At 70.4% G+C, this 25,664-nt stretch carries 26 protein-coding genes; 5 read left to right on the top strand and 21 right to left on the bottom strand.

Translation table 11 applies throughout. The features are described from left to right. The 16 genes from OG371_RS37785 to fdxA all read right to left on the bottom strand — a co-directional run bounded on the left by OG371_RS37785 (position 1) and on the right by fdxA (position 16,368). Positions 1–1,290 (bottom strand): MlaD family protein, encoded by a 1,290-nt coding sequence (locus OG371_RS37785; protein ID WP_329060839.1) that lies wholly within the window; start codon positions 1,288–1,290, stop codon positions 1–3. Beyond that, a complete protein-coding gene (locus OG371_RS37780; protein ID WP_329060836.1) occupies positions 1,287–2,546 on the bottom strand; it encodes an MlaD family protein in 1,260 nt (419 codons plus the stop codon). Before OG371_RS37780 ends, OG371_RS37785 begins: the two co-directional genes overlap by 4 nt. Before the next feature lie 10 nt (positions 2,547–2,556). Continuing rightward, positions 2,557–3,969, bottom strand: a complete 1,413-nt coding sequence (locus tag OG371_RS37775; RefSeq protein WP_329060834.1) for an MlaD family protein — start codon at positions 3,967–3,969, stop codon at positions 2,557–2,559. Continuing rightward, positions 3,969–5,246: an MlaD family protein gene (locus OG371_RS37770; RefSeq protein WP_329060832.1), complete on the bottom strand. Its 1,278-nt coding sequence runs from the start codon at positions 5,244–5,246 to the stop codon at positions 3,969–3,971. The genes OG371_RS37775 and OG371_RS37770 overlap by 1 nt, the downstream gene beginning before the upstream one ends. Continuing rightward, positions 5,246–6,604 (bottom strand): MlaD family protein, encoded by a 1,359-nt coding sequence (locus tag OG371_RS37765; RefSeq protein ID WP_329060830.1) that lies wholly within the window; start codon positions 6,602–6,604, stop codon positions 5,246–5,248. The genes OG371_RS37770 and OG371_RS37765 overlap by 1 nt, the downstream gene beginning before the upstream one ends. Continuing rightward, complete coding sequence (locus OG371_RS37760) at positions 6,601–7,839, bottom strand: MlaD family protein (protein WP_329060828.1); 1,239 nt, start codon at positions 7,837–7,839, stop codon at positions 6,601–6,603. The genes OG371_RS37765 and OG371_RS37760 overlap by 4 nt, the downstream gene beginning before the upstream one ends. Before the next feature lies 1 nt (position 7,840). Beyond that, the gene (locus OG371_RS37755) at positions 7,841–8,653 is read right to left on the bottom strand and encodes an ABC transporter ATP-binding protein (protein ID WP_329060826.1); all 813 of its coding nucleotides are present in this window, start codon (positions 8,651–8,653) and stop codon (positions 7,841–7,843) included. 29 nt (positions 8,654–8,682) lie between these two features. Continuing rightward, the gene (locus tag OG371_RS37750; RefSeq protein ID WP_329060824.1) at positions 8,683–9,525 is read right to left on the bottom strand and encodes an ABC transporter permease; all 843 of its coding nucleotides are present in this window, start codon (positions 9,523–9,525) and stop codon (positions 8,683–8,685) included. Positions 9,526–9,538: 13 nt separating this feature from the next. After that, positions 9,539–10,396 (bottom strand): MlaE family ABC transporter permease, encoded by an 858-nt coding sequence (locus tag OG371_RS37745; protein ID WP_329060822.1) that lies wholly within the window; start codon positions 10,394–10,396, stop codon positions 9,539–9,541. 1 nt (position 10,397) lies between these two features. Next, complete coding sequence (locus tag OG371_RS37740) at positions 10,398–10,826, bottom strand: SCP2 sterol-binding domain-containing protein (RefSeq protein WP_329060820.1); 429 nt, start codon at positions 10,824–10,826, stop codon at positions 10,398–10,400. A 22-nt stretch (positions 10,827–10,848) separates the two neighbouring features. Beyond that, the gene (locus OG371_RS37735; RefSeq protein WP_329060819.1) at positions 10,849–11,049 is read right to left on the bottom strand and encodes a ferredoxin; all 201 of its coding nucleotides are present in this window, start codon (positions 11,047–11,049) and stop codon (positions 10,849–10,851) included. Next, on the bottom strand, positions 11,046–12,278 hold the full coding sequence (locus OG371_RS37730) for a cytochrome P450 (RefSeq protein WP_329060816.1): 1,233 nt from the start codon (positions 12,276–12,278) through the stop codon (positions 11,046–11,048). The genes OG371_RS37735 and OG371_RS37730 overlap by 4 nt, the downstream gene beginning before the upstream one ends. Positions 12,279–12,319: 41 nt before the next feature. After that, the gene (locus OG371_RS37725) at positions 12,320–13,417 is read right to left on the bottom strand and encodes an NAD(P)-dependent alcohol dehydrogenase (protein WP_329060814.1); all 1,098 of its coding nucleotides are present in this window, start codon (positions 13,415–13,417) and stop codon (positions 12,320–12,322) included. A 12-nt stretch (positions 13,418–13,429) separates the two neighbouring features. After that, complete coding sequence (locus OG371_RS37720; protein WP_442876030.1) at positions 13,430–14,872, bottom strand: aldehyde dehydrogenase; 1,443 nt, start codon at positions 14,870–14,872, stop codon at positions 13,430–13,432. Between the two features lie 189 nt (positions 14,873–15,061). Further along, positions 15,062–16,030, bottom strand: a complete 969-nt coding sequence (locus OG371_RS37715; RefSeq protein ID WP_329060812.1) for an NAD(P)/FAD-dependent oxidoreductase — start codon at positions 16,028–16,030, stop codon at positions 15,062–15,064. Further along, positions 16,027–16,368: a ferredoxin gene (gene fdxA / locus OG371_RS37710; protein ID WP_329060810.1), complete on the bottom strand. Its 342-nt coding sequence runs from the start codon at positions 16,366–16,368 to the stop codon at positions 16,027–16,029. Before fdxA ends, OG371_RS37715 begins: the two co-directional genes overlap by 4 nt. 185 nt (positions 16,369–16,553) lie before the next feature. Here fdxA and OG371_RS37705 point away from each other — a divergent pair, with 185 nt between their 5' ends. Together OG371_RS37705 and OG371_RS37700 are read left to right on the top strand one after the other, a co-directional pair. Continuing rightward, on the top strand, positions 16,554–17,411 hold the full coding sequence (locus OG371_RS37705) for a PaaX family transcriptional regulator (protein WP_329060808.1): 858 nt from the start codon (positions 16,554–16,556) through the stop codon (positions 17,409–17,411). Between the two features lie 48 nt (positions 17,412–17,459). Then, entirely contained in the window at positions 17,460–18,254 is a 795-nt protein-coding gene (locus OG371_RS37700) for a PaaI family thioesterase (protein WP_329060806.1), read from the top strand. Between the two features lie 21 nt (positions 18,255–18,275). Here the strand turns inward: OG371_RS37700 and OG371_RS37695 are convergent, their stop codons facing one another. Next, positions 18,276–18,731, bottom strand: a complete 456-nt coding sequence (locus OG371_RS37695; RefSeq protein ID WP_329060804.1) for a MaoC family dehydratase — start codon at positions 18,729–18,731, stop codon at positions 18,276–18,278. Positions 18,732–18,954: 223 nt separating this feature from the next. On the opposite strand from OG371_RS37695, the gene OG371_RS37690 reads away from it, so the two are divergent. The 3 genes from OG371_RS37690 to OG371_RS37680 are packed head-to-tail and all read left to right on the top strand — an operon-like array spanning position 18,955 to position 21,867. After that, entirely contained in the window at positions 18,955–19,749 is a 795-nt protein-coding gene (locus tag OG371_RS37690; protein ID WP_329060802.1) for an enoyl-CoA hydratase-related protein, read from the top strand. A gap of 13 nt (positions 19,750–19,762) precedes the next feature. Then, positions 19,763–20,899, top strand: a complete 1,137-nt coding sequence (locus OG371_RS37685) for an acyl-CoA dehydrogenase family protein (protein WP_329060800.1) — start codon at positions 19,763–19,765, stop codon at positions 20,897–20,899. Between the two features lie 59 nt (positions 20,900–20,958). Next, positions 20,959–21,867 carry an SDR family oxidoreductase gene (locus OG371_RS37680; protein WP_329060798.1) on the top strand — a complete coding sequence of 303 codons (909 nt, stop codon included), beginning with the start codon at positions 20,959–20,961 and terminating at the stop codon, positions 21,865–21,867. A 58-nt stretch (positions 21,868–21,925) separates the two neighbouring features. On the opposite strand, the gene OG371_RS37675 is transcribed toward OG371_RS37680, so the two are convergent. Genes OG371_RS37675 through OG371_RS37660 form a run of 4 tightly spaced genes read right to left on the bottom strand, consistent with a single transcriptional unit; the run spans position 21,926 to position 25,626 of the window. Beyond that, a complete protein-coding gene (locus tag OG371_RS37675) occupies positions 21,926–22,948 on the bottom strand; it encodes a DUF7064 domain-containing protein (RefSeq protein WP_329060796.1) in 1,023 nt (340 codons plus the stop codon). Continuing rightward, positions 22,938–23,975, bottom strand: a complete 1,038-nt coding sequence (locus OG371_RS37670; protein WP_329060794.1) for a phosphotransferase family protein — start codon at positions 23,973–23,975, stop codon at positions 22,938–22,940. The genes OG371_RS37675 and OG371_RS37670 overlap by 11 nt, the downstream gene beginning before the upstream one ends. Positions 23,976–23,978: 3 nt before the next feature. Next, positions 23,979–24,785, bottom strand: coding sequence for an enoyl-CoA hydratase/isomerase family protein (locus OG371_RS37665; RefSeq protein WP_329060792.1), 807 nt, complete (start codon positions 24,783–24,785; stop codon positions 23,979–23,981). A gap of 28 nt (positions 24,786–24,813) precedes the next feature. Next, a complete protein-coding gene (locus OG371_RS37660; RefSeq protein ID WP_329060789.1) occupies positions 24,814–25,626 on the bottom strand; it encodes an enoyl-CoA hydratase/isomerase family protein in 813 nt (270 codons plus the stop codon). Between the last annotated feature and the right edge of the window lie 38 nt (positions 25,627–25,664).

Here is a 25,664-nt window from a genome sequence, read left to right as displayed (position 1 = left end):
TCAGCCTCCAGCGGGTTCGAGCCGGGTGAACGAGCGCCCGTCGGGGGCCAGGCTCTGGCCCGGCGCCGGATACGGGTTGCGGTTGGTCAGGATCGCCGGCAGCGGCACCGGCACACCCTTGACGATGCTTTCGTTGCCCAGATCGGGCTCGAGGCGGAAGAAGTGGATCCCCGCCTCGTCCACGTAGTTGAGCATCGCCCCGAAGTTGGAGAAGAACGCGCCCAGCTCCGGCCCGTACGGGGCGAGGTAGCCCAGCATCGGGTTCAGGTGGCTCATCGTCGTCCGCAGCTGGGGAACCATCGCCGAAGCGTCGCCGGCCAGCGTCGGCACCCGGTCCAGTGTGGACGGTGCCTCGTGCAGCGTGGCGGTGAGGTCCGGGAGGAGCCCGCGCAGGTCCTGTGTGGTCGCGGGCAGCTGCTGCAGCGCCGTCGACAGCGCGGGCGCCGCCTGGTTCAGGTCCGCCGCGACCGGGCTCAGCGCGGACGACAGGTCGCGCAGGCGGCCGGTGGCGGTCTGCGTGCTCGCCAGCAGGGGCGGGAGCTTCCGCACGGTGTCGGACAGGTTCTGCTTCTGGCCGCTGGTGGCCGTCGTCAGCTTCTGCGCTTCCTGCACGAGGTCCCCGATCTGCCCCTCACCGGTGTTCAGCGCGTCGAGCACGACGTTGGTCTGCTGGGCGAGCGCGGTGAGGTCCTTGGACTGGGCCGCCACGGCGTCGATCGCGGTGTAGCCCTGGCGGCCGAGCGCGCCCAGTCCGGACAACGCGCTCGACACGTCGTCCTTGGTGCCCGCGGTCGCCGCGCCCGCCGTACGCAGCACGCTGCCCAGCGCGTCGCGGGTCTTGGGGTCGAGCGAGTTCACCACGTCGCGCAACTGCACCGCGGGTTTGACCGCCGAGGCCGCCAGCTTCGTGCCCGACGGCAGTTCCGCGCCCTTGCCGTCCTGGACGTCCACATAGGACTCACCGGCCAGCGACTTCGCGCCGACCCGCACCGTCACACCCTCGTGCAGCGGCCCCGCCTCCGGGTCCAGGCCGACGACGACCGTCGCTTTCCCGTCCCGGTTCGACACGTCCTGGACCCGGCCCACGCGGACCCCGGCGATGTCGACGTCGCCGACCGGGATCAGGTTGTCGACGTCGCCGGTCTCGAACGACATAGTGTAGGCCGCCGCCTGGAACGGGCCGGTGACGCCCGCCCGGTCGAACAGGTAGCCGAGATACACCAGGGACAGGACGAAAAACGTGCCCAGCACGGCGAGTTTCCCGGCCGTTCCGGTGAAGATCCGCATCATGGGTGGCTCCCGCCGGTGTTGCCGCCGTGGGTGCCGGGAAGCACGCCGGCGTCGGGCAGCGGGACCGCGACGTGGCCGCGGATGAAGCCGCCGTTGGCATCCGAAAGACTGAACGCGCCGTTGGTGTTGTAGATGAAGGCCTGGAGGTCGCCCAGGTAGGAGACCAGCAGGGCCGAGTCGGGGATCAGGTCCCGGGTGACCGGTTCGAGGTCCGCGAGCGAGCGGTGCACGTCGCCGACCAGCGGGCTGACGTCGCGGACCACCGGGCCGGCCGCGGAGACGACCGGCTTGGCCGCGGCCACGGTCGCGCCGAGGTTGTCCACCGTGCCGCCCAGTTTGCGCAGCGTGTCCGGGAGCTGGGCCGAGGCCTGGTCGAGGTGGTCGAGCACCGGGTTGAGCCGGTTCGTCAGGCCGCTCACGCCGTCCATCGCGCGGCGCAACTGGTCCGTGGTCCCGGGCAGTTCCGCCAGTGTCGCCTGGACATCCGCGTTGTGCTGGGCCAGCACGGAAAGCGTGGACTGGGTGGAGTCCAGCAGCTCGGCCAGCCGCGCGTCGTCGTGCCCGACCGCGCCGCTGATCCGGCTCAGCCCGGTCACCAGGTTCGCGATGTTGTCCCGCCGCGCCGCCAGCGCGTCCAGCACCGGTTTGACGGCCACCATCGTGCCGTCGGCCGCGCGAAGCCCGCCCGGCAGGGTGGCCGGGGCGTTGGCGAGCGCGACGTCGGAGGCCGACAACAGGTTCGTCAGCGCGGCCCGGCTGCGGTCGTCGAGGTGATCGAGCACCTCGTCCGGCTGGACCGGGCGCTCGGTCTGGCCGACCGGGATCACCCCGTTCGCCGGCAGCGGTGGCTGCGGCGGCCCGCCGGGGTCGACCTCCACGTACATCTCGTTCAGCGGGTTGGTGGGCCGCAGGACCAGGTGCGCGTTGCGGTAGATGGTGTTCCCGGGTTCGAGCGACATGGTCAGGCGGGCGGTGCCGGTGCCGGTCACCGCGCTGCCGGTGATCTGCCCGACCTCGACCCCGGCGATGCGGACCTTCGGCTGCTGGCCCGGATTGATGGCCGGTGCCTGGGCGAAGTCCGCGGAAAACACGTACCGGTCGGCCCAGGGCAGGATGAACCGCTGATTGCCGAGGATCACGGACGTGCTGATCACCCCGAGCGTGATCAGCACGATCACGGTGAGCACGTTGCGCCCGAGCCCGGGCACGGTGCGGACCCGTTCCCAGGTCCGGCGGAGCGAGAATTTCTTCTTCACCGCACAACTCCTAGTTCGATCGCAGGGGGATCGGCGGGAGGCCGGGCAGCAGCTGTCCCTGGCCGGGCGAGGTCGCCGGCTGCGGGCGGTAGGTGTCCCCGGAGTTGTCGGGCGGCGGCAGCAGCTGCACCCCACCGGGCAGCAAACCGAGTGATTGCAACAGCTTCGCCGTACCAGGGTCGTTGCCGCCGACACTCGAGACACCGGCGCCGAGGGCGAGGCCGAGCATGCGCCCGTTCTTGTCGCCGTACTGGGACAGGTTCGCCGTGTGGGCCGCGAGGTAGCCCACCTCCTGGTAGAACAGGTGACCGTTGCCGCCGTCGCCGGCGTACGCCCCGGTCCCGTTCCAGGGCGACAGCACGGTTTTCGCGATCGGCCCGTTGACGCGGTCCAGCACCGGGCCGCGAACGTTGTTCAGCGTCGAGGTCGCCCCCGTGGCGGTCGGCACCAGCTCGTCCACCACCGGACGGACCTGGGCGAGCAGCGGCCGCAGGTCCCGCACCAGCGGCAGGGCCTGCTGGACGACCGGGTTGGCCTTTTCCAGCAGTGGCGACAGTTCCTTGACCGCGGGCGCCGCCTTGCCCGCGACCGCGGTGACCCGGTCCAGGCTCCCGCTCAGCGCGTCGAGCCCGGTGCGGGTCGAGCCGAGTGTGGCGGGCAACTGGCCCACGGTGTCGGCGAGCGGCGCGCGCTGCGCGGCGAGGGTCGCGCTGACGTCTCGCAGCGAGTCGATCACGCCCGAGAGCTGTCCCTCCTTGCGCGTCATCGTCGCGGCGGCCGAGTCCAGGTCGGGCACGAGCTGGTAGAGGTCCTCCTGTGGACGGGTTCCCCGCACCGCGGACAGCACGTCGTTCGCGGGGGCGAGCGCGCCCGGGGCGTCCCGGACCAGATCACCCGCCGCGGCACCGGCCCCCGCTTTCAGCGCCTCGTCCGTCAGCCGCGTGCTGTCCTGAACGGATTCCCGGGCCCGGCCAGGCAAAGTCGCCAGCACCTGGTCCAGCTCGACCGGAACGGAGGTGCGCGCCAAGGGAATGGGCTGGGCGGTGTCGTACGCCTGCCGGGCGCCGCCGGACACCAGTTCCAGGTAGTAGTTGCCGCCGAGCAGCGTGGTCGGCCGGATGATCGCCGACGGCAGGCTGCCCAGCTTGGCCACGGTGCCGTCGTCCACCTTCATCGTCACCAGGGAGTGCCCCTGCGCGTCCTTGCCGACCTCGGTGACCTTGCCGACCACCACGCCCGCGACCTTCACGTCGGACTTGTCCGGCTGCAGCCGGTAGTCCCGGGCGAACTCCGCGTGGACGATGTCGCCCGAGGACAGCAGCGTGCCGATCCGCTCCTTCTGGTAGACCGCGAACAGCGCGCCGATGACCAGGATCAGCAGGACCGCGCCGAGCACCACGGGTTTGCGCAACCTCGATGCCATCAGTTGTTCCCTCCCGGCAGGATGTTCACCGGCGACCCGGTGTGCTCCCGGTCCGCCTGACCGGGAGCGGGGTAGGCGTCCTGGCCCTGCAGCGGATCCGGCAGCAGCCCGCCGGTGGCCGCGGAGAGCCCCTCGACCGCGACGCCCACCCGCGCCCCGTGCACCCCGGGTGAGACCTCCGTGGACACCATGCTTTCGATGCGCCGGAAGAATTCGACGACCTGAGTGCTGTACTGCGCCAGGGTGTTCACCGGTGAAGCCAGGTCCACGAGCCCGCGGGACAGCGCCGGGGCGAGCGGGCGCGCGTCGGCCAGCACCCCGGTCAGGTCCGCGAGCGCCGGCCCGGCCTTCTGCGCCACTCCCGGCACCGCGCCGAGCGGGGCCGGCGCCTCACGCAGCACCCCGCGCAGATCGGGAGTCGCCTGTCCCAGCGCCTGCGCGCCCGGCCGCACCGCGGCCAGCGTGCCGTGCAGATCGGCCAGCGGCCGGCTGAGCGAGTCGAGCGCGGCCTTGGCGTCGGTGAGCGTCCCAGGGAGCTTCCCGACGGTGTCCTGCAACGGTTTTCCGTTGTCCACGACCAGCGCGCCCGCCGTGTCGCCGGCCTGCTTGACCAGGTCGGCCAGCTGCTGCTGGTGGCCCTGGAACGAGCCGGCCAGCTGGTCGGCCCGCAGCAGCAAGGCGGGCAGGTCCGCGGCCGGCGCGGTCAGCGCCCCCGCCGTCGTCCCGATCCCGGTCAGCTCGGCGGGCGCGTGCTCCAGGAAGTCGTGCAGATCCTGGCTGTGCCCCGCCGCGCCGTCGCCGGCCTCCCGGACGGTGCCGGTCAGCGCGTCCCGGGTCGGGCCGTCGAGGACGTCGAGCACCTGGTCCAGGTCGGCCGAGTCCACGTTGCGGTCCGGCGGGATGACCCGGTCCCCCAGCGGCCCGGCGCCGGCGTGCCCGCGATCCAGCTCGACGAGCTTCTTCGCCAGTGCCGACTGATCCCAGACGGCGGCCCTGGCGTCGGCGTACACCGGCACTGTGCCGTCGAGTTCGAGGGTCACCACGGCCTGCCGGCCGTCGTAGCGCAGATCGGCCACGCGGCCGATGCGGGAGCTGTTCTCACGGACGTCGTCGCCGACCTTGAGCGGGGCGCCGACGTTGTGGAAAGCGGCCCGCACCACCGTTTTCGGCGCTCCGGGCACCCCGGAGCTGGCCGTCATGCCGAACAGGATGGTCACGGCGAGCACCGCGAGACCGACGAGCCCGATGCCGAACGAGCGGGTGGTGGCCGAGCGCATCACAGGCCTCCGAGCAGTTGGTCGAGCAGAGAGCTCTCCTGGTTCCCGGTCAGGCCGGTCGCGCTGCCCGGGTCACCCGCCGGCGGGCCGGCCGGTGCGGGCAGGTTCAGCAACGGCGGCTGCTGCTGAGGTTGCGGCTGGGGCTGTGGCTGGGCCGGCGGCGCGGCCGGCGGCGGTGACGACGCCGGGCCCAGCCCCACGCCGGGGATCTGCAACAGCGATTTCGGTGTGGTGACCACGAAAGCGCGGAAGTAGTTGCCCAGCGCGTCGCGGCCGTTGGTGCTCATCGCCCAGTACTTCACGAAATCCAGCGCGGTGCCCAGCGCGGGCGTCAGGTCGCCGACCAGCCGGTGGGCCGAGGCGCTCACACCGGGCAGCACTGCCCCGCCGGGCCCCAGGTCCCGCACCACCGGCGCGGCCTGGTCGAGCAGCGCCTTCGCGCGGTCGAGCACCGCCGGGAGCGAGGAAAGCGCCGGATCCGCACTGTCGGCGAAGGTGTTCAGCTCCGTGGTGATCGCACTGAGGTTGTCCGTCACCGGCCGGACGGAGTCCAGGGCCGGGATGCCCTGTTCGGCCACCCCGGCGGTCTCGGACAGCACCTGCCGGGCCGTGCGCAGCGTGCCGGGCAACTGGCCGAGCGCGTCCTGCATCGCCTGGCGCTGCGCCGCCACCGCGGTCAGCATCCGGTTGCCGGCGTCGACGGCCTGGTCGAGGTTCTGGCCGTTGCCGCCCGCCAGCGCCTGCGCGACCGGTGTGGCCCGGTCGACCAGCCGGCCGAGCACCGCGTTCTGCTGGTTCAGCACGTCCGCGAGCTGATTGGTGTTCTGCATGGCCGGGGCGAGCGCCTTGAGGGCCGCGTCGATGTCGGGACCCTGCCCCGCGGCCCCCTCGCCGAGGGTCGTCACCAGCGCGGCCAGCGCGGTGCCGGTGGGATCGTCGACCGAGTTGAGCACCTCGTCGAGGTCCACCGCCCGGCTCGTGTGGTTCGCCGCGATGACCCCCTGGGTCAGCACCGGCGCCTGCGGGGAACCCCGGTCCAAGTCGATGTAGCGCTCGCCGAGCAGCGTGACCGGACGGATCTTCGCGGTCGCGTCCTGGTGCAGCGGCAGCACCGCCGGGTCCAGCTGCATGCTCACGGCGGCCTGCCCGTTGCGCAGGGCGACCGAGTCGATCTCGCCGACCTGGATGCCGCCCATGCGGATGAGGTTGCCGGGAATCAGCGGGCTCGCGTCGGCGAACATCGCCGTCAGCTCGATCTTGTCCGAGCTCGGCCGCGACACCAGGTACCCCGCCACGGCTCCCGCCACGACCAGCACGACGGCGCCGATCCGGAGGCCTCGTTTGACCACAGTCTTCATCGCGGTGCGCTCCCATTCGCGTCGGCCCACGGCTGTCCGGAGGCCATGCCCGGGGCCGGGGTGGAACTCGGCCCGCCCTTCAAGCCCGCGTTCACCCCCGGGTTGTCGTCCAGGATGCTGGTGCTGACCTGCACCAGACCGTGGAAGTAGTGGCCCTGCGCGTCGTAGTTTGCGAAGGCCGCGCCCCAGTTGGCCAGCCAGCCCGTCAGGTCCGGTGTGTACGGCCGCAGGAACGCCACCGCGGGGTTGAGCTGGGTGATCGCCTGAGTGACTCCCGGCAGCACCCCGTGCGCGCTGTCGAGCAACGCCGGTGTCGTCTGCAGCAGAGTGGTCGCGGCTCGCAGCGTCGGCCGCAGATCGGCGATCGCCGGTCGCAGGTCGGTGAGCAGCGGGCTGAGGTTCTGTGCCAGGGAAGTCAGCTGTTTCGTCGCCGGCTGCGCGTCCTGCAGCAGCGGCACCGCGGCGTCCACCGCGCCCGGCACCCGGTCCACGGCCCGCTGCGCACTGTCCAAAGTGGAGGGAAGGGCGCCCAGTGCCTGCTGCAGCTGGGATTGCTCGGCCGCGAGCGTGTCCGTCGCACTGGTCAGGTTGCCGATCACCTGGCGCACCTGCTGCTGGCGCGCGACGACCGGGTCCATCAGCTTGCGCAGGTCGGTGATCAGGTTCTGGATCGCGGGGCCGTCCTGGCCGACCGCCTTGAGCACCGCGCCGAGTTCGTCCACGGCGGGACCGGCCGTGCTCAGCGTCGCCTTGATGTCGGCCGGATGGGCTTTGAGGCTCTGATCGAGCTGCTGCACCACCGAGTTCAGGTGCGTCCGGGTCTGCGGGTCCAGCGCGGCCAGCACCTGGTCGAGCTCCACCTGCTCCCCACCGGCGGGCAGCATCGCGCCCGACGGAATCGTGGGGTTGGCGGCCGGGCCGGGCGTCAGCGAAACGACCCGCTCCCCGAGCAGTCCGCGCCACTGCACCTGGGCTGTGCTGCCCGCGTGCAGCGGCGCGTGGGCGTCGTCGACCGACACGGTCACCAGCGCGCTGCCGTCGCGAGTGCCCAGCCCGGTGACCTGACCGACTTCGCTGCCGCCGATCTCGACCCGTGAACCGTCCAGCAGGTTGGCCGCGTTCGGCATCACCAGCTGGATCTCGTAGCCGTGCTGCTGCGTGGCCAGCAGGTAGCCGCCGCCGATGACGGCGACGGCCAGCACCGCCGCGCCGGCCAGCCACTTCGTGACCGCCATGTCAGTCCATCCCCAGTGGACCGACCGAATCGCCGGCCAGGAACTGGCGCACGAACGGGTCTTCCGAGGCGAACGCGTCGTCGGCCGCGCCGTAGTAGACCACCCGGCCCTGCCAGATCAGGCCGACGTAGTCGCTGACCTTGCGCGCCGTGCGGATGTCGTGCGTGACCACGACATAGGTGCCCTGGTCGTCCGCGTGCACCTTGAGGATCACGTCGTTGAGCAGGCTGGTGCGCACCGGGTCGAGGCCGGAGTCCGGCTCGTCGAACAGCACGATCTCCGGGTTGAGCACCAGCGCCCTGGCGAATCCGGCGCGCTTTTTCATGCCGCCGGAGATCTCGTTCGGTGCCTTCTTTTCCGCGGCCTCGAGGCCGACTTCCTTGAGCCGCTCCATCACGATCTCGCGGATCTCGGTCTCGGCCAGGTCGGTGTGCTTGCGCAGCGGGAAGGCGACGTTGTCGTAGACGTTCATCGAGCCGAACAGCGCCCCGTCCTGGAACAGCACGCCGAACCGCTTGCGCAGCTCGGCCCGCTCGCGCTCGCGCACCTTCCAGATGTCCTGGCCGAAGATCTCCACCGTGCCCGAGTCCGGTTCGAGCAGGCCCACCATGTGCTTGAGGAGCACGCTCTTCCCGGTGCCGGACGGGCCGAGGATCGTGGTGACGGCCCGCGGCTTGAACTCCAGCGTGAGCCCTCGCATGACCTGGAACGAGCCGAACGACTTGTACAGGTCCCGGACAGTGGCGACCGCCGCCGTGCCGTGACCGGCCGGGAGGACGTCGGTGCTGTGGCCACCGCGACTCTGCGGATCCATCGGAACTCCTCAACGCCACCGCGGGCGGACTAGTTGGCTATGGGGGTCTGGATGCTCGTGCCGAAGAACAGCTGATAGAGGATCGCCGCCGCGCCGGACACGATGATCATGTTGACCATCATCGATTTCGCGGTGTTGCGGCCGACGCCCACGGGGCCGCCGGAAGCGGTGTAGCCGTAGAAGCAGCCGACCAGGACCACCAGGGTGGACAGCAGCACCGCCCAGATCAGCGCGTACAACAGGTCCACCGGGGTCTGGAAGGACCAGAAGATGTTCGAGTAGCCGCCGGGGGAGGTCGTCTCCAGCATCGGCTGGACCACCGCCCAGGAACCGAGGTACTGGCAGCCCTCGCCCGCGATGAAGATGAACGGGGCCGCCAGCCACATCGCCCACAGCCGGGTGCCGGCGAGGTAGGCGCGGGAGTGGATGCCCATCACCTCGAGCGCGTCGATCTCGTCGCTGATCCGCATCGAGCCGATCTCGGCCACGTAGCCGCAGCCGACCTTGGCCGCCAGCACCCAGCCCCACATCGAGGTCGAGTCCGCCTTCAGATCGCCGATCGAGGTGAACACGCCCACGTAGCCGGACGCGCCGACCTGGTCGAGGATGTAATGGCCCTGCAGACCGGTTTCCGCGCCGATCGCGAACATCATGAACCAGATGATCAGGCCGCTGGACCGGATCAGGATGGCCGCCTGCCGCAGCACCTCGGAGAAGTAGAGCCCCAGTGCCAGCGGCATCTCCGCCAGCACCCGGAAGCCGAACCAGGCGATGTCGCCGACGGTTTCGGCGGCTCCGCGCAGCACGTTCGACCGGCGTGGGACCGGGGTCCGCAGGTCCGGGAGTTTCGCGGTCTGCTCGACTGTCGTCATCGTCGTCCGCCCTTCACCGCAGCATCAGCAGGTTCGGGTTGAGCCCCTGCGCGATCGCGTTGAAGAAGAAGTTGAACACCCAGACCATCGCGAAACAGATGACCACCGCCTGGTTGACCGCCCGGCCGACGCCTTCGGGGCCACCGCCGGCGTTGAGCCCCTTGTAACTGCAGATCACACCGATGAACAGACCGGTCAGGAGCGTCTTCAGCTCGGCTCCCCACACGTCGGCGGCGTACAGGTTGTGCGACATGCTGTCGATGTACGCGCCCGACGTGGTGTCGGCGAGCGCGCTCACCGCCACCAAGCCGAGCAGCACGCCGACAAACGACGTGAGGCAGTTGAGCAGAGCGCACATCACCGCCGTCGCGATCACCCGCGGGATCACCAGCATCCGCAGCACGTCCATGCCGAGCACCTTGAGCGCGTCCAGCTCCTCCCGGGCCCGGCGCGCACCGAGGTCCGAGGTGATCGAGGTGCCGATCACCCCGGCCACGACCATGCCGACCATGAACGCGGCGATCTCGCGGATGTCGGCCATCACCCAGAACGCGCCCATCCGGTTCGCCGCGCCGAGCAGGCCGAGCAGCCCGACGCCCATCACCGTGATCAGGAAGCCGAACCCGGCCATCGCGAAGGTCGCCGGCCAGAAACACAGGCGCAGCAACGCATACATCTCGTCGAGGGTGTCTTTCCAGTAGCCCCGCGGATGCCGGATCGCGCTGGCCAGGACCTGCCCCAGCAGCTGGCAGATCCGGCCCACCTCCAGCACCACCGTGCGCACCGGACCGGGCACCACGCCGATGACGCGTTCCGTTCCCCCGACGCGGCGACGCGGCGGCGCCGCACCGGGTTTCTCGACCGTGGTCACCTCAGTTCACCGCGTCGACCAGATCGGCCCGCCCGGCTTCGCGCAGGATGTTCTCGTAGGTGCCGAACAAGGGCTTGGTGATCGGGACCACCTTCATAACCGCGGAGACCTTGCCCTTGGTCTTGATCTGCCCCTTGGCCATCGCCAGCGCGACGTTGACCTTGCCGAGCCAGAACCGGTGCGCGGTGTCGGCCAGCATCTCCAGTTCGGCGTCGATCGGCCGCGTCACCTGGTCGCCGCCTTCGCGCCCCAGCTGCACCACGCCTTCGCCGAAGTCGATCACGATGGTCGATTCCGGGTCCGACTGGTTGAGCTTGAGCACGGAGCCGACTTTGCGCAGCTTCGGCCCCAGTTCGGGGTCCGCCAGGCTCACCTGGAAGATCTTGCCCAGGTAGCGGTAGACCTCGTCCTCGTCCTTGAAGACACCCACGAGAGCTCCTTTGCTCGAAACGTCATTCGTCGTGAAGGGAGATCGCCCGCTCCGGGCACGTCTCGACCGCTTCGGCCGCCGCGTCGCTCAGCTCGGGTGGAACGTTTTCGGTCAGTGCGAAGGACTTGCCCTGGTCGTCGTCGACGTCGAACAGCTCCGGCGCCCGGACCGCGCACCGCGCGTGGCCCTGGCACCGGTCCGCGTCGATCACGATCCTGGTCACGGCTCCGGCCATTCGTCGAACACCACCGGCACCGTCTTCACACCCCAGGTGTTCCCGGTGTGCCAGACGGCTTCCTTGCCGGGCGCGACCCGGTAGCGCGGGACGCGGTGCAGGAACTCCTTCAGCAGGGTCTTCAGCTCCAGCCGCGCCAGGTGCGAGCCGAGGCACCGGTGGATCCCGGAGCCGAACCCGAGGTGGCGGTTGGGCTGCCGGTCGAAGACCAGCTCGTCCGGGTCGGGGAATTCCTCCGGGTCCCGGTTGGCCGAGGGCCACAGCAGCAGGAGCCGGTCGCCCTCGTCCAGCCGCTGCCCGGCGAACTCACACGCCTCGGTCACGTTCCGCGCCACGCCGGGCTGGGGCGGCATGAACCGGATCAGCTCCTCGACAGCGAGGTCCAGCTTCTCCGGATCGTCGACGATCCGCTCGAGCCGGTCGCGCACCTCGGGCTTCTCGGCGAACATCAGCAGCAACCGGCTCAGCACGCTGGCGGTCGTGTCGAAGCCGGCGGGCACCAGCACCAGGCAGAAACCGTAGATCTCGTCGTCAGCGAGCCGTTCCCCGTCCAGCTCGGCCTGGTCGAGGTGGCTGATCAGGTCGTCGCCGTAACCGTTGGTACGCAAGTGATCGAGCATCTCGGCGAAGTACATGGTGCAGTTGAGGCCCGCCGCCATCGACCGTTCCAGGTTCTCCTCGTCGGTCGACTCGGGATCGGGCTGGAGCATGTACAGGAACTCGTCCTTGAGTTTTTCCCAGTCCTTTTCGGGCACCCCCAGGTACAGCTCGAGAATGCCGCGCAACGGCAGCGGGATCGCCACCTCCTTCGCCAGGTCGGCGTCCTTCTTGCCGACCAGGCCGTCGATGATCGTGCGGACCATCTCCCGCATGTGCGGCTCGAGCGCCTCCACCGATTTGGGGCTGAACCGGGCACCCACCAGGGTCCGGTACTTGCGGTGCATCGGCGGGTCGGACTCGATCGGGATCATCGGCGTCGGATTGCCGAACGGCGGGATGGTGACCGGGAACGAGGAGAACAGCTCGGGCTTGTGCGCCGCCTCGTAGACGTCGCGGTAGCGCGAAACCGCGTAGAACCCGCCGTGTTCGACGCTGTGCGCGACCGGGGACTCGGTGCGCATCTTCGTGAAGATCTCGTCCTGGTGCTTCTGGCAATCGCGGTCGTGCAGGCTGAAGTGCTCGACCAGCTTCGTGATGACACCGTCGTCGGCAGTCACGATGTTTCCTTTCCTTTGCCGCGTAGGTGAAACCGGCCGGCTCAGACCAGTCGCAGGACCGGTTTGACCGCCTTGCCCGACTCGGAATCCGCACAGGCCGCGTTGATGTCGGCGAAGTCGTAGCTCGTGATCAGCTTGTCGAACGGGAACCGGCCCTGGGCGTGCAGTTCCAGCAGCCGCGGGATGAACTCGTCGGGCCGGGCGTCGCCCTCGGTCACCCCGGTGATGGTGCGCCCGGTCATCAGCAGCTCCAGCATGTCGACCTGGACCTCGGTGCCGGCCTGGCCGAAACCGAGCACCGCGCAGGTGCCCTTGGGTGCCAGGGCGCTGACCGCCTGGCGGACGACGGCCGTGACGGCAGTGGTGTCGACCGTGAAGTCGGCGCCCCGTCCGGTGATCCGCTGGATCTCCTCCACCGGGTCCTTGGCGGAGGCATCAACGCTGTGGGTGGCGCCCAGTTCCTCGGCCAGCGCCAGCCGGTCCGGCACCAGGTCCACGGCGATCACCTTCGTGCACCCGGCCGCGCGGGCCGCCATGACCGCGGCGATGCCGACGGCGCCCGCGCCGAACACGGCGAGGCTGGACCCGGTCTCGGGGCGAAGCCGGTTGAGCACCGTGCCGGCGCCGGTCTGGATGCCGCAGCCCAGCGGGCCCACGATCGACAGGTCGGCGTCCGGGCCCAGCTTGACGACGTTGTTCTCGATGGCGATCGAGTGCGTCGCGAACGAGGACTGGCTGAAGAAGAAGCCGTGCACGTCGCCCTCGCCGTGCAGCGCGTTGGTGCCGTCCGGGCGGGAGCCCGCGACGTTGCCGACGACGAACTGCTCGCAGTAGGCCGGATCGCCCTGCAGGCACATCCGGCAGCGGTGGCAGGAGGCGAAGGTCAGCAGGACCTTGTCGCCCGGCCCGACCTTGGTGACGCCCGGGCCGACCGCCTCGACCACCCCGGCGCCCTCGTGGCCCAGCACCAGCGGCAGCGGCACCGGCAGCCACTGGTTGCGGACGCCGATGTCGGTGTGGCAGACACCGGTGGAATGGATCTTGACCAGGACCTCGCCGGCCCGGGGCTCGTCGAGCTCCAGCTCTTCGATCCGGAACGGCTGGCCGGCTTCACGCACGACTGCGGCCTTGACACGCATGGGAAATCTCCTTCAGGCAGGCAGGTAGATCGACTTGAGCTGGAGGTAGCCGGCCAAGGCTTCCGGGCCGAACTCGCGCCCGATGCCACTGGCCTTGACCCCGCCGAACGGCGCGTTGAGGTCGATCACGTACCCGTTCACGCCGACGGTGCCGGTCTGCACGCTGCGGGCGACCGACGTGGCCCGCTCGGAGTCGGCCGACCAGACGCTGCCGCCGAGGCCGTACTCGGAGTCGTTGGCGATGCGCACCGCGTCCTCGTCGCCGTCGTAGGCGATGACCGACAGCACCGGGCCGAAGATCTCCTGCCGCGCGATCGTGGACGCGTTGTCCACGTCGGCGAACAGGGTCGGCTGGACGAACCACCCCCGGTCGAGCCCGGCGGGACGGCCGCCGCCGAGTACCAGCCGGGCGCCTTCCGCACGGCCCTTGGCGATGAATCCCTCGACCCGCTCGCGATGCTCGGCCGAAGCCAGCGGGCCGACCTGCGTCGAGGGCTCCAGCGGGTCGCCGACCTGCAGGCCACCGAGCCAGCCGGCCAGCGATTCGACCACTTCGTCGTAGCGGCTGCGCGGCGCGAGGATCCGGGTGCACGCCATGCAGGTCTGTCCGTTGTTCGCCAGCGAGGCGAAGAACAGCCCCTCGGTCACCTTGTCCAGGTCGGCGTCGTCGAGGATGACCGCCGCCGATTTTCCGCCCAGCTCCAGCGAAACCGGCCGCAGCATCGCTCCGCAGCGTTCCCCGATCAGCCGTCCGGCCGCGGTGGAGCCGGTGAAGGCGACCTTGTCGACGCCGGGGTGCGAAACCAGGTACGCGCCGAGTTCCCGGCCGCCGGGCACCCAGTTCAGCACGCCCGGTGGCACGCCGGCCTCCTCGGCCGCTTCGGCCAGCAGGAAGCTGTCGAGCACCGTTCCCGGCGACGGCTTGATCACGACGGTGCAGCCCGCGGCCAGCGCCGGGGCGATCTTGGTGACGGCGAGGACCACCGGGTAGTTCCACGGCACGATCGCGCCGACCACGCCGACCGGGCTGCGCCGGATCAGGGTGTCGAAACCGAGTGGTGACGGCCGCCGTTCTTCGAATTCGGTCGAGGTGGCCAGCGCGGCGTAATAGCGCAGCAGCGCCACCGCGTAGCCGCCTTCGAACTGCTCGCTCAAGCTCAGCGGCATGCCGTTCTGGAGGCTGACCGCCCGGGTCAGCTGCTCGCCGCGCTTCTCCAGCGCGTCCGCGAACCGGTTGAGCACATCGCCCCGCTCGGCCGGGGACGCGGTGGCCCACGGGGAATCGTCGAACGCCTGCCGGGCGGCGGCGACCGCGCGGTCGACGTCCGGCTCGCCGGCTTCCGGAACGCTGCCGAGCGATTCCTCGGTCGTCGCGTTGACGACCTCGATCCGGCGGTCGGACGCGGGTGCAACCCAGCCCCCGCCGATGAACAAGTTGTCATACGCCATAACCATGTTCAGCTCCTTTGCTGTGGCCCTCGTGCACCGCGATTCCGCCGAATTACGCCGCTCGATAACTCAAGCTATGGCGCTGTGACCCGGGCAACAACACGTAGATATACGTGCTTTCCGCGATCCGCGTACCCCGGAAAAGCCGACGGCCGGCAGGCAGGCGGAACCCGCCTGCCTGCCGGCCGTTCGCGTTCAGCCGGCCGCGGTATCCGTGGAATGACCAGGGAAAACCGGCTGCCCGGGATCGAGGAAATGCGCCGCGTTGTTCACCGCGGTCGCGGCCTCGCCGAACCCGACGGCGATGAGCCGCACCTTTCCCGGGTAGTCGTTGATGTCGCCCGCGGCGAACACGCCGGGGACGTTGGTGGCCATCGACGAGTCGACCGGAATGTGCCGCCGGTTCCGGATGTCGATGCCCCACTCCAGCAACGGCCCGAGGTTCGCGGTGAACCCCAGCGCCGCGATGATCCGCTGGCAGGACCGGGTCCACGCTTCGTCGCCACGCGTGATCTCCACCCGCTCGATCGCCTCGCCCCCGAGCACCTTGGAGACCTCGGCGCCGGTGGTGATCTCGACCGGGCTCGCCCGCACCGCGGCGACCGTGGCCGGATGGGCCCGGAAGGTCTCGCGGCGGTGGACCACCGTGACCGACTTGGCCAGCGGGTGCAACGCTTCCGCCCAGTCGAACGCGGAGTCGCCACCGCCGACGATCACCACGTCGGTCCCCGCGTAGTCCTCCAGCCTGCGCACGAAATAGGCCAGCCCGGTCCCTTCGAACCGCTGCGCCGCGGGCAGCGGGCGCGGGGTGAACGTGCCGATCCCGCCGGTGATGATCACCGCCTTCGCCGCGATCCGCGCGCCGCGGTGGGTGGTGACCGCGAACCCGGGTTCGAGTCTTTCGGCCCGATGCCCCAGCAGGTACCGGGGCCGGAACGGGGCGGCCTGCTCCAGCAGCCGGTCGACCAGCTCCCGGCCCCGGATCGCGGGAAAGCCCGCGATGTCGGAGATCCGCTTTTCCGGGTACATCGCGTTGATCTGGCCGCCGGGCTCGGGCAGCGAATCCAGCACCGCCACCGAAAGCCCGCGGAAACCGGCGTAGTAGGCGGCGAACAGGCCGGCCGGCCCGGCCCCGACGATCAGGAGGTCGACCTCGTGGTTCATCCGGCGTCCCCGAACCCGGAGACCAGCTCGGTGTCCACCCCGATGGCACCGGTGATCCCCGCTCCCCCGGGCGCGCCGATGGCCTCCTCCCGGCCCGGCAACGGCTCCTCGAAGAACCTCGCGTTGTCCCCGACGAACTCGGCTTTGCCGCCGGGCACCTTTGTATCGAGGGCGATCGCGCTCACCGGGCAGGCGGGCTCGCAGGCCCCGCAGTCGATGCATTCGGCGGGGTTGATGTAGAGCTTGCGCTTCCCTTCGTAAATGCAGTCGACGGGGCATTCGTCCATGCAGGAACGGTCCATCACATCGATGCAGGCATCGGCGATCACATAAGGCACGGCAGATTCCTCTCGCTCGCGGAAAAGACGCGGCGCACATCGGAGGAATCGCGGAATCGCACAGAGGGTCCCGCCATGGTACCCGCAAGGCGCCTTCTAGGTCTACACCCTGCCGCACTCAGTTACGTGCCGTGTAGAATCTAGCTGGACCGGGAAGCCGTGCGACACGGAGACGAGGAGGCCTCATGCCGACCCCCGAGGCACTTGACGCGCCCTCGCCCGGAACCACGGAGGCGCCACTGGCCCACGGGAGCGCACGATCCCTGCTCATCACGATCCTCGGTGAGCTGGTGTGGCCGACCGGGCAGCCGGTGTGGACCTCGACGCTGGTGTACATCCTCAAGGGGCTCGGTTTCGAGGAGCAGACCGCCCGCCAGGCGATCGCCCGGGCCTCGGCGTCCGGCTGGCTCCAGCCGGAGCGCCAAGGCCGCGAGGTGTGCTGGACCCTGACCCCGAAGCTGATCCACATCTTCGAAACCGGCTCCCGCCGCGTCTACTCGCTCAGTGATCCGTTCAGCAGCTGGGACGGGACCTGGCTGGCGCTGTGGACGACGATCCCCCAGTCGATGCGGCGGGCCCGGCGCCCGCTCTACGCGGGCCTGACCTGGGCCGGCTTCGGGAACCCGCTCCCCGGGCTGTGGCTGACCCCGCACGTCGAGCGGGCGGCGGAGGTGCGGCAGCTGCTGGAGCAGCTCGAACTCGGGCAGCACACCTTCGCCTTCACCGGCAACGTCAGCGCCATCGGGATCTCCGCGGACGAGATCGTCGAACGCGGCTGGGACCTCGACGACCTGCGCACCCGGTACGAGCAGGCCTGGTCGGCGATGAACGGCGTGCGCCCGGAAGGGCCGGACGAAACCCTCTTCGCGCACATCCGGCTGGTGAGCGAGTGGCAGGAGTTCCCGCGGGTCGATCCGCAGCTGCCGGAAGCGCTGCTGCCGGACTGGGTGGGGCGGCGGGTCGCCCGCCGGATCGAGGCGTTCCGCGCGCAGTGGGCTCCGATCGTGCACCGGCGCTTCGCCGAACTCGACGTCACCACCTGACGGTCCCGATCCCCCGCCCCACACGATGTCCGTCACCGGGAGACCTACTTGGACACCACCACCTCGCCTCGGCCGCCGGCTTTCCTGCCCGGTGGGCCCGAGGCACTGTTCGCCGTCGACGGTCTCGCCTACGCCGACGGCGAAATCCGGGCGCGCATGCTCCTGGGGCCGTGGTCGGACGGACCGGGCGGCGCCGGTTCGATCGGGGTGCTCGCGGACAACATCCTCGGCTACGCGCTGATCTCGCAGGCCCCCGCGGGGCGCTGGTCGGTGAGCACCGAAATCTCGATCGACTTCCTCCGGCCCCTGCCGGGGAACGGAACGTGGCTGTCGGCACGAGGGCGGACGGTGCACCGGGGCGCGACGACCGGGCTGGCCGAAGGCTCCGTCTTCGGCGAAGACGGTCAGCTCATCGCCCGGAGCCGCCAATGGGGAAAGTTCGTCGGCCGCGGAGCCGCGCCCGACGCGCTCCCCGGAAGCCACCCCACCGCCGGTCTCCTCACCGGTCTTCGCCAGGAAATCGACGCGGCCGAAGGCCACGCCCGGCTTCACTTCGATGTCGCGGACGAGCTGGTGAACCCGCACGGCACCTTGCACGGCGGAGTGACCCTGTGGGCAGCCGGGCTCGTGGCCGGCGCGGCGCTGGCCACCCGCACCACGACCCTGCACCCGGCGTCGATCACCGTCAGCTACCTGCGGCCCTTTCCGCACCGGGACGTGGCCGAGTTCCAGGCCGAAGTCGTGAGCCTCGGCCGGAGCCTCGCCCTCACCCGCGTCACCGGCCGCAACCGGGCAGGCAAGCCGTGCATCGTGGCGGCTGTGCACCACCACAGCCTCGGCTGACACCGGCCGGGGGTGCCCCGATTACCGCGCGTAGGTCACGAAAATCGACTCACCGACCATCGCCGGCCGCTCCTGGCCCCTGATCTCGATCCGCAGGGCCACGCGGTACCGCACGCCGCCGTCGTCCCGCCTGGCCGCCGAGGAGATCACCCCGGCCAGCCGGATCTCGCTCCCCACCGGGACCGGCGAGGTGAACCGCACCTGGTCCAAACCGTAGTTCAGCCCGCGCGCGTGGTCCTTGATCACCAGGATCTCCTTGAACATGGCGGGCACGAGCGAAAGGGTGAGGTAGCCGTGCGCGATGGTGCCGCCGAACGGGCCACCGGCCGCGCGCTCGGGGTCGACGTGGATCCACTGGTGGTCGTCCGTCGCGTCGGCGAACGTGTCGACCCGGGCCTGCGCCACCCGGCGCCAGGCCGAGGCACCCAGGTCCAGGTCCCGGGCCTCGGCGAGTTCCGCCACCGTCAGTTCGAGCACAGGTTCCTCCACCGTCCAGGACGTCGACGCGTCATCGCCATTAAAGGTCTAACCTTTCAAACGGCCGCACGATAAGCAACACCCTCGGGCAACGCCGCGCCAGGACACCAGGTCCCGCTCCATGACGGCCCCAGCTTGTAAACGATCGTTATCACGGCTACAGTCGCAAATGGTCAGGCCGAAAAAACGTGCCTGCGTCGGCAACGGAGCGGAAGGCAGGTAGATGGACAACTTCACCGACATCAAGTACGAGGTCGAGCGTGGTCTTGCCTGGATCACCATCAACCGGCCGGATCGCTACAACGCGTTCCGCGCGCAGACCGTCGACGAGCTGATCCTGGCGTTCAAGCGGGCCTGGGCCAGCGACGAGGTCGGCGCCATCTGCCTGACCGGCGCGGGCCAGAAGGCGTTCTGCTCCGGCGGCGACCAGAAGCAGCGGATGGAGACCGGCGACTACGGCCCCTCGCAGAGCGGGCTGTTCGAGGTCGAGTCGCTGCACCGCGTGATGCGCGATGTGCCCAAGCCGGTGATCGCGGCGGTGAACGGCATCGCCATCGGCGGCGGCCACGTGCTGCACGTCCTCGCGGACCTGACGATCGCCGCCGACACCGCGACCTTCGGCCAGAACGGTCCCCGGGTCGGCTCGTTCGACGCCGGTCTCGGCTCCGGCTACCTGGCCCGTGTGGTCGGCGAGAAGCGCGCTCGCGAGATCTGGTTCATGCTGCGCCGGCTCTCCGCCGAAGAGGCGCTGGACTGGGGCTTGGTCAACAAGGTCGTGCCCGCGGACAAGCTCCACGACGAAGTGCGGGCGTGGGCCGACCAGATCCTGCAGTACTCGCCCACCGCGTTGAAGGTGCTGAAGCAGTCCTTCAACACCGACACCGAGCACATGGTCAGCATCGGCAACATGGCCTACACGACGCTCAAGCTCTTCGGCGAGACGGACGAGTCGAAAGAGGGCATCCGGGCGTTCAACGAGAAGCGCCAGCCGGACTTCTCCGCCTACCGCGGAAACTGACGGGCGCGAGGCGATGCAACCGACCGTGGAGCAGGCCGAATTCGCCCGGGCGATCCGGGACTTCTGCGCGCGCGAATGCGGGACACAGGCCCAGCGCGACGCTCTCACCGAGAACGGCACGCTGGCCAACAGCCCGCAGATCCTGGCGAAACTCGCCGCGCACGGCTGGCTCGGCGTGTCCCTGCCCGAAGAACTCGGCGGCGGCGGCGCCGGATTCGCCGACGAATGCGTTTTCCTCGAAGAGACCGCACGCGGGCTCGCGCCCATCACCGCGTACTCCAGCAGCCTCACCGCGGCCCAGACGTATCTGAAGTGGGGCAACGAGGAGCAGAAGAAGACCGTCGTCGGCAACCTCGTCGCCGGCCGGCTGGAGGCGATCGCCCTGAGTGAGCCGGAGGCCGGGTCGGATCTGGGCGGGGTCCGGGTCAAGGCGATCCGCGACGGCGGGGACTACGTCGTCAACGGCCAGAAGACCTGGATCTCCGCGGCGCACATCTCCGAGCACCTGCTGGTGCTCGGGCGGGAGGACGCCACCCGGGGCAAGCACCAGGGACTGACCTTGCTGATGGTGCCCTGCGCCACGCCGGGCATCGAAATGCGGGAAGTGCGCACGATGGAAGCCCGGACCTGCAACGACGTCTTCTTCACCGACGTCCGCGTGCCGGCGTCCGCCGTGGTGGGCACGGCGGGTGAGGGCTGGAAGCAGCTCATGCGCGGGCTGGGGGTCGAGCGGCTGATCATCGCCGCGATGAGCGTGGGCAGCGCCCAGCGCTCGCTGGACGACGCGATCGCCTTCGTCCGGGAGCGGGAGGCGTTCGGGCAGAAGGTCGCCACCTTCCAGGCGCTGCGGCACCGGATCGCGGACCTGGCGACCGACATCGCGTTCGCACGGTCCTTCCTCTACGACGTCGCCGCGCGCATCGACGCCGGGCAGGAGGACCAGCTGGCCCAGGAGAGCGCGATGGCGAAGATGCGATGCACCGAGATCGCGAAGAACACGGCGCTGGAAGCCATGCAGATGATGGGCGGCTACGGCTACGCCCGCGAGTACGGCATGGAGTTCCAGGTCCGCCGGGCGCTGGCACCGCCGATCTACGGCGGCACCAACGAAATCCAGCGGGAGATCATCGCCAAACGGCTGCTCTCCTGACCCGTTCGGCGGTCCCGTCACCCGGCCACGCCGAGGATCCAGGAAGGTGAGCCATCGCCATGCCGCACCCCACCGCCCGCTCGCCGTACCGGCCCGATCTCTTGGCGGGTAAGCAGTTCCTCATCACCGGCGGCGGAACCGGCCTCGGCCGTGCCCTCGCCGGGCAGCTCGTGGCCCACGGCGCGGACGTCCATCTCTGGGGGCGGCGGCGAGCCGTGCTGGAGGAGGCCGCCGAGCAGGCCGGCGCGGCCCGGCCCGGCAGCGTGCACGTCCAGACGGTGGACGTGCGGCAGTACGAAGCCGTCGACGAGGCGATGGCGGCGATCTGGGCCGGGCACGGACCGCTCAGCGGAGTGGTGAACAACGCCGCCGCCAACTTCATCGCCCAGAGCAAGGATCTGAGCCCGCGCGCGTTCGAAACGGTGACCGGGACGGTGATGAGCGGCTCGTTCCACACCACCCTGGCCGCGGGCAAGCGCTGGATCGCCGAGGGCTTGCCGGGCAGCGTGGTGTCCACCCTGACCACCTGGGTCTGGACCGGTTCGGCGTTTGTGGTGCCCTCGGCCATGGCGAAGGCCGCCGTGCACGCCATGACCATGTCGCTCGCCGTCGAGTGGGCCCGGTACGGCATCCGCCTCAACGCGGTCGCGCCCGGCCCGATCCCGACCGAGTACGCCTGGGCGATGCTCAATCCCACGGACCGCAGCGCCGTCGGCGCGACGCAGGCCGACCAGATTCCGGCCGGCCGCGCCGGCACGGTCGAAGAACTGGCCCACCTGACCGTGTTCCTGCTGTCGGACGCCTGCGACTACCTCACCGGCCAGACGATCGCCATGGACGGCGGCCAGATGCTGGCGGGCCCGGGCACCTTCGCCGGGCTCACCGCGCTTTCGGACGGCGACTGGGCCGAGATCAAGCGGAGCAGCATGGCCGCCACCGAGGCGAGCAAGAAGCAGCGGTCGGTCTGAACTCGCGCCCCACTCGTGAGTGTTCGTGACGGTTCTAACCGGCATGAACACTCACGAGTCAGGGGCAGCGCCAGCGCAAGGTGGGCCGGTAGCGGTACGACTCGCTGCGGGTGAGCGCGAACTCGAGGATTCCGGTCCCCTCCGTGCTGCCCCAACGGAAAGCGCACAGCCGGTCGGTCAGGGATGTGTCCAGGGTGCGCGGACTCACCGGCCCGTCGAGCCGGTAGACCTCGTGGTCCAGGTAGCCACGTCCACGCCTCACCCCGTGCCCGCCGCCGTAACCCGCCCCGGCCATGAACCCGCCGCCGGCCGACGCGTCGGCCTCGAGGTGGTAAACGCGCCCGGCGGCCGTCCTCACCGCCACCGTGCCGGCGATCAGGTCCAGGTCCGAGAATGCCAGCCGATGGCCCACGTCGACGACGTCGTCCACAGTGCCGTCCTCGTGCAGGACGGCCCCCTCGGCCAGCAGCCGCTCCCCCGCCCGGTCCTCCACCAGCAGGAAGCCGATCGACCGATCGGGGAACTGCGCCTGGCACCACAGGTGCAGGCCCTGCCCGCCACCCATGTTCCGCACCCCGCGCGAACGGTCCCGCTGCCCGTACCACCCGTCGACCCGATGCGTGGCACCGTCGAGAGTCAGGCTCCCGCGGTAGCGTCCTGATTGGACCAAGTGCTCGAACTTCGTCGGCGGCCCGGCGTTGTTGCCGAGTTCCACCTCGCGCAGCCAGTACGGGGTCCGCGCCGTCCAGACCACGTCGAAGGCGACGCCGGCCGGATTGTCCGCCACCCGGAGCCGCCAGCGGCGGTTCGGCTCGATGATCTCGAACGCCAGTGGCCCGGCGCCGGCGCCGCTGGTGGCGGAAAGCTCGGTGGAGAACCTGACATTGCGTTGCTCCGTGCCGGTGGTGACCACGACGAACCCGTCCACGACGTTCCTCGCCGGGTAGTGGCCGAGACCGGTGATGACCGACGGCGCCGTCGCGTCCGCGGGGTGCAGGTTGAGCATGAACCGGTCGAAGAACCGGTCGTGGTGTACCGCGTCCGGCCGCGGTACGAGGGCGTCGTCGAATTCAGTGCTCATGGGCTCCCTCGAAACGGGCGACGGCCTGGGCCTCGTGGAGGAACGACCGCACCAGCGATTCCTCCCGGTAATACGGGTCGCCGCCGCTGCGGCCGGCCCGCCGTCGCCCGTAGTCGTAAAGCACGGCCAGCTTCCACAGCGCGAAAACGCGGTGCCAGCCGAGTGCGGCCAGGTTCGCGCCGGTCCGGGCGGCGTACCGCTGCGCCAGCGCCTCGCGGCCGGGATAGCCCGGTTCGAGCAGGGCCGTCCCGAACTCCTCGGTGGGGGTGAGCGGGACGCCCGGCCGCGGGACCGAAGCCAGGAAATAGCCGAGGTCGAACAGCGGATCGCCGAGGGTGGCCAGCTCCCAGTCCAGCACCGCTTCGACGCGTCCTGGCTCCTTTGCCGACAGGACGACGTTGCCGATCCGGTAGTCGTTGTGGATCAGGGCCGCGCCGGATTCGGCGGGGATGTTCGCCATCAGCCAGGAATGGACCGGTGCGAACGGCGCGGGCAGCGCACCGTCCTCGCCCGCGACCAGACCGGTGATCCGCCGCAGGTGCCGCTCGTTGAACCCGGTCGGCCGCCCCAGGCCGGCCAGCCCGGCCGAGCGCCAGTCGACCGTGTGCAGTGCGGCCAGGGTGTCCACCAGTGCGTATCCGATCGCCCGGCGGGTCCCGGGCTGGTCGAGTGGCGGCGGCGTCCGGGTCGTGACCACCGGGCCCGCCGCGAAACTCATGACGTAACAAGGCACGTCGAGCAGCTGCCCCGCGTCCGCGGTGGCCAGCAGACGCGGCACGGGAACCTCGGTCTCGCGCAGCGCTCCGATCAGCCGGGCCTCGCGCGCCATATCGTGCGCACCCGGCGGCACCGGAGGCGGTGGCGGACGCCGGAGCACCACCTGCCGTTCGCCGTCCGACACCAGGTAGGTCAGGTTCGAGTGCCCGTCCCCGATCCGGCGGGTCGTGACCGGCCCCCGGGTGAGCCCGCGGGCCTCGAGGAATTCCGCCAGTTCCCGGCGGGCCGCCGGTGTCCACTCCCCAGTCACCGCTCACCGCCCGGTGAAGCGCGGTTGGCGCTTCTCGGTGAAGGCCGACAACGCTTCCGGCATGTCCGCGGTCCGCGTCAGCAGCGCCTGGCCGCGGTTCTCCAGCTCGAGCGCGGCGGCGTAGGACGTGATCTCCTGATTGCGCTGGATGGCCCGCTTGGACATCCGCACCCCGCCTGGGGAGTTCGCCGCGATCTGCTCCGCCATCGCGACGGCTTCGCCGAACAGCTGCTCGCCGGGCACCATCCGGTTCGCCAAGCCGATCGTGACGGCCTCCTCCGCCGCCACCAGCCGCCCGGTGTAGCCGATTTCCGCCGCGCGCCCCGGGCCGACGAGCCGGCTCAGTGTGTAGGAGGTGCCCAGCTCGCCGACCGAAAGGCCGACCTTCACGAAGGCCGCGCTGAACTTCGCCGACGGAGCGACCAGCCGGATGTCCGCGGCCAGCGCCAACGCCATGCCACCACCCGTCGCCGGCCCGTGCACCGCGGCGATCACCGGGAACGGCAAGTGCCGCAGCGCCGCGATCCCGCCCGTCGCGGTCTCCTGGAACTTCAGGAACTCCCGCACTCCCATGCGGGTGATCACGTCGATCTCGGCCAGGTCGAACCCGGCGCAGAACGCCCGGTCCCCGGTGGAGGTCAGGATCAGCGCGCGGAGCCCGGTGTCCCGCAGGGCCCGGGCCGCCAGGCCGTACTCGTGGAACATCCGCACGGTCTGGGCGTTCATCCGCTCCGGCCGGTTCAGCCGGAGCACGCCGATCCCACCGTCGAGCACTTCGAAGGTCAGGGTCTCGAATTCGGGAAATCGCATGACGACCTCGCTGTCGTGTCGTGGCGCGTCAGCAGCCGGTGAACAGGGGCTTGCGCTTCTCCTTGAACGCGGCCAGCGCCTCCGGCATGTCCGAGCCGCGCGTCAACAGCGCTTGGCCGCGGTTCTCCAATTCGAGTGCGGCGGCGTACGACGAGATCTCCATGTTGGCCTGCACCGCACGCTTCGACAGCTGCACCCCGCCGGGAGAGTTGGCGGCGATCGTCTCGGCGAGCGCCAGGGCCTCGGGCAGCAGCGCGTCAGGAGCGACCACACGGTTGACCAAGCCGATCCGCTCCGCCTCTTCGGCGAGCACCATGCGCCCGGTGAAACAGATCTCGCTCGTCTGAGCGGGGCCGATCAGCCGCGTCAGCAGCCAGGAAGCACCGAGATCCCCCGCGGACAGTCCTATCCGGACGAACGCGGCGTTGAACTTCGCCCCGGTGGCCGCGAGCCGGATATCGGCCGCCAGCGCGAGTGACATACCGCCGCCCGCCGCGGCCCCGTTGACCGCGGCGATCACCGGAACCCGCACGGAACGCACCGCGAGCAGGGCCCGCGCCGCCCGTTCCTGCCGATCCAGCATGCCCAGCGCACCGAGTCCGGGGAGGTCTTCCGCGTCGGCGAGGTCGTAGCCGGCGCAGAACGCCTGGCCCGCGCCGGTCAGCACCACTGCCCGGCAGCCGTCCTCGTCGTCGAGCGCGGTGAACGCCCGTTCCAGCTCGTCGAACATGGTGTCGGTCATCGCGTTGTACCGGCTGGGGCGGTTCAGCTCCACGAGCGCGACATCGGTGCCCGGCTCGCTGAGCCGCAGTGTTTTGTAGTCCTCGTCCGGAATCTTCACGACCGGCTCCTTCCGCTGCGGTTCTCGCCCGGGCCACG

The organism is Amycolatopsis sp. NBC_01480 (genome assembly GCF_036227205.1).
GTDB lineage: Bacteria > Actinomycetota > Actinomycetes > Mycobacteriales > Pseudonocardiaceae > Amycolatopsis.
This window is presented reverse-complemented; position numbering and strand designations above follow the sequence as displayed.

What these genes read in the sequence shown, in the direction of transcription:
- OG371_RS37785 (WP_329060839.1), bottom strand. Translation starts at nt 1,290, where the DNA reads ATGATGCGGATCTTCACCGGAACGGCCGGGAAACTCGCCGTGCTGGGC.
- OG371_RS37775 (WP_329060834.1), bottom strand. Translation starts at nt 3,969, where the DNA reads ATGGCATCGAGGTTGCGCAAACCCGTGGTGCTCGGCGCGGTCCTGCTG.
- OG371_RS37770 (WP_329060832.1), bottom strand. Translation starts at nt 5,246, where the DNA reads ATGCGCTCGGCCACCACCCGCTCGTTCGGCATCGGGCTCGTCGGTCTC.
- OG371_RS37765 (WP_329060830.1), bottom strand. Translation starts at nt 6,604, where the DNA reads ATGAAGACTGTGGTCAAACGAGGCCTCCGGATCGGCGCCGTCGTGCTG.
- OG371_RS37760 (WP_329060828.1), bottom strand. Translation starts at nt 7,839, where the DNA reads ATGGCGGTCACGAAGTGGCTGGCCGGCGCGGCGGTGCTGGCCGTCGCC.
- OG371_RS37755 (WP_329060826.1), bottom strand. Translation starts at nt 8,653, where the DNA reads ATGGATCCGCAGAGTCGCGGTGGCCACAGCACCGACGTCCTCCCGGCC.
- OG371_RS37750 (WP_329060824.1), bottom strand. Translation starts at nt 9,525, where the DNA reads ATGACGACAGTCGAGCAGACCGCGAAACTCCCGGACCTGCGGACCCCG.
- OG371_RS37725 (WP_329060814.1), bottom strand. Translation starts at nt 13,417, where the DNA reads ATGCGTGTCAAGGCCGCAGTCGTGCGTGAAGCCGGCCAGCCGTTCCGG.
- OG371_RS37720 (WP_442876030.1), bottom strand. Translation starts at nt 14,872, where the DNA reads ATGGTTATGGCGTATGACAACTTGTTCATCGGCGGGGGCTGGGTTGCA.
- OG371_RS37715 (WP_329060812.1), bottom strand. Translation starts at nt 16,030, where the DNA reads ATGAACCACGAGGTCGACCTCCTGATCGTCGGGGCCGGGCCGGCCGGC.
- OG371_RS37705 (WP_329060808.1), top strand. Translation starts at nt 16,554, where the DNA reads ATGCCGACCCCCGAGGCACTTGACGCGCCCTCGCCCGGAACCACGGAG.
- OG371_RS37690 (WP_329060802.1), top strand. Translation starts at nt 18,955, where the DNA reads ATGGACAACTTCACCGACATCAAGTACGAGGTCGAGCGTGGTCTTGCC.
- OG371_RS37685 (WP_329060800.1), top strand. Translation starts at nt 19,763, where the DNA reads ATGCAACCGACCGTGGAGCAGGCCGAATTCGCCCGGGCGATCCGGGAC.
- OG371_RS37680 (WP_329060798.1), top strand. Translation starts at nt 20,959, where the DNA reads ATGCCGCACCCCACCGCCCGCTCGCCGTACCGGCCCGATCTCTTGGCG.
- OG371_RS37675 (WP_329060796.1), bottom strand. Translation starts at nt 22,948, where the DNA reads ATGAGCACTGAATTCGACGACGCCCTCGTACCGCGGCCGGACGCGGTA.
- OG371_RS37665 (WP_329060792.1), bottom strand. Translation starts at nt 24,785, where the DNA reads ATGCGATTTCCCGAATTCGAGACCCTGACCTTCGAAGTGCTCGACGGT.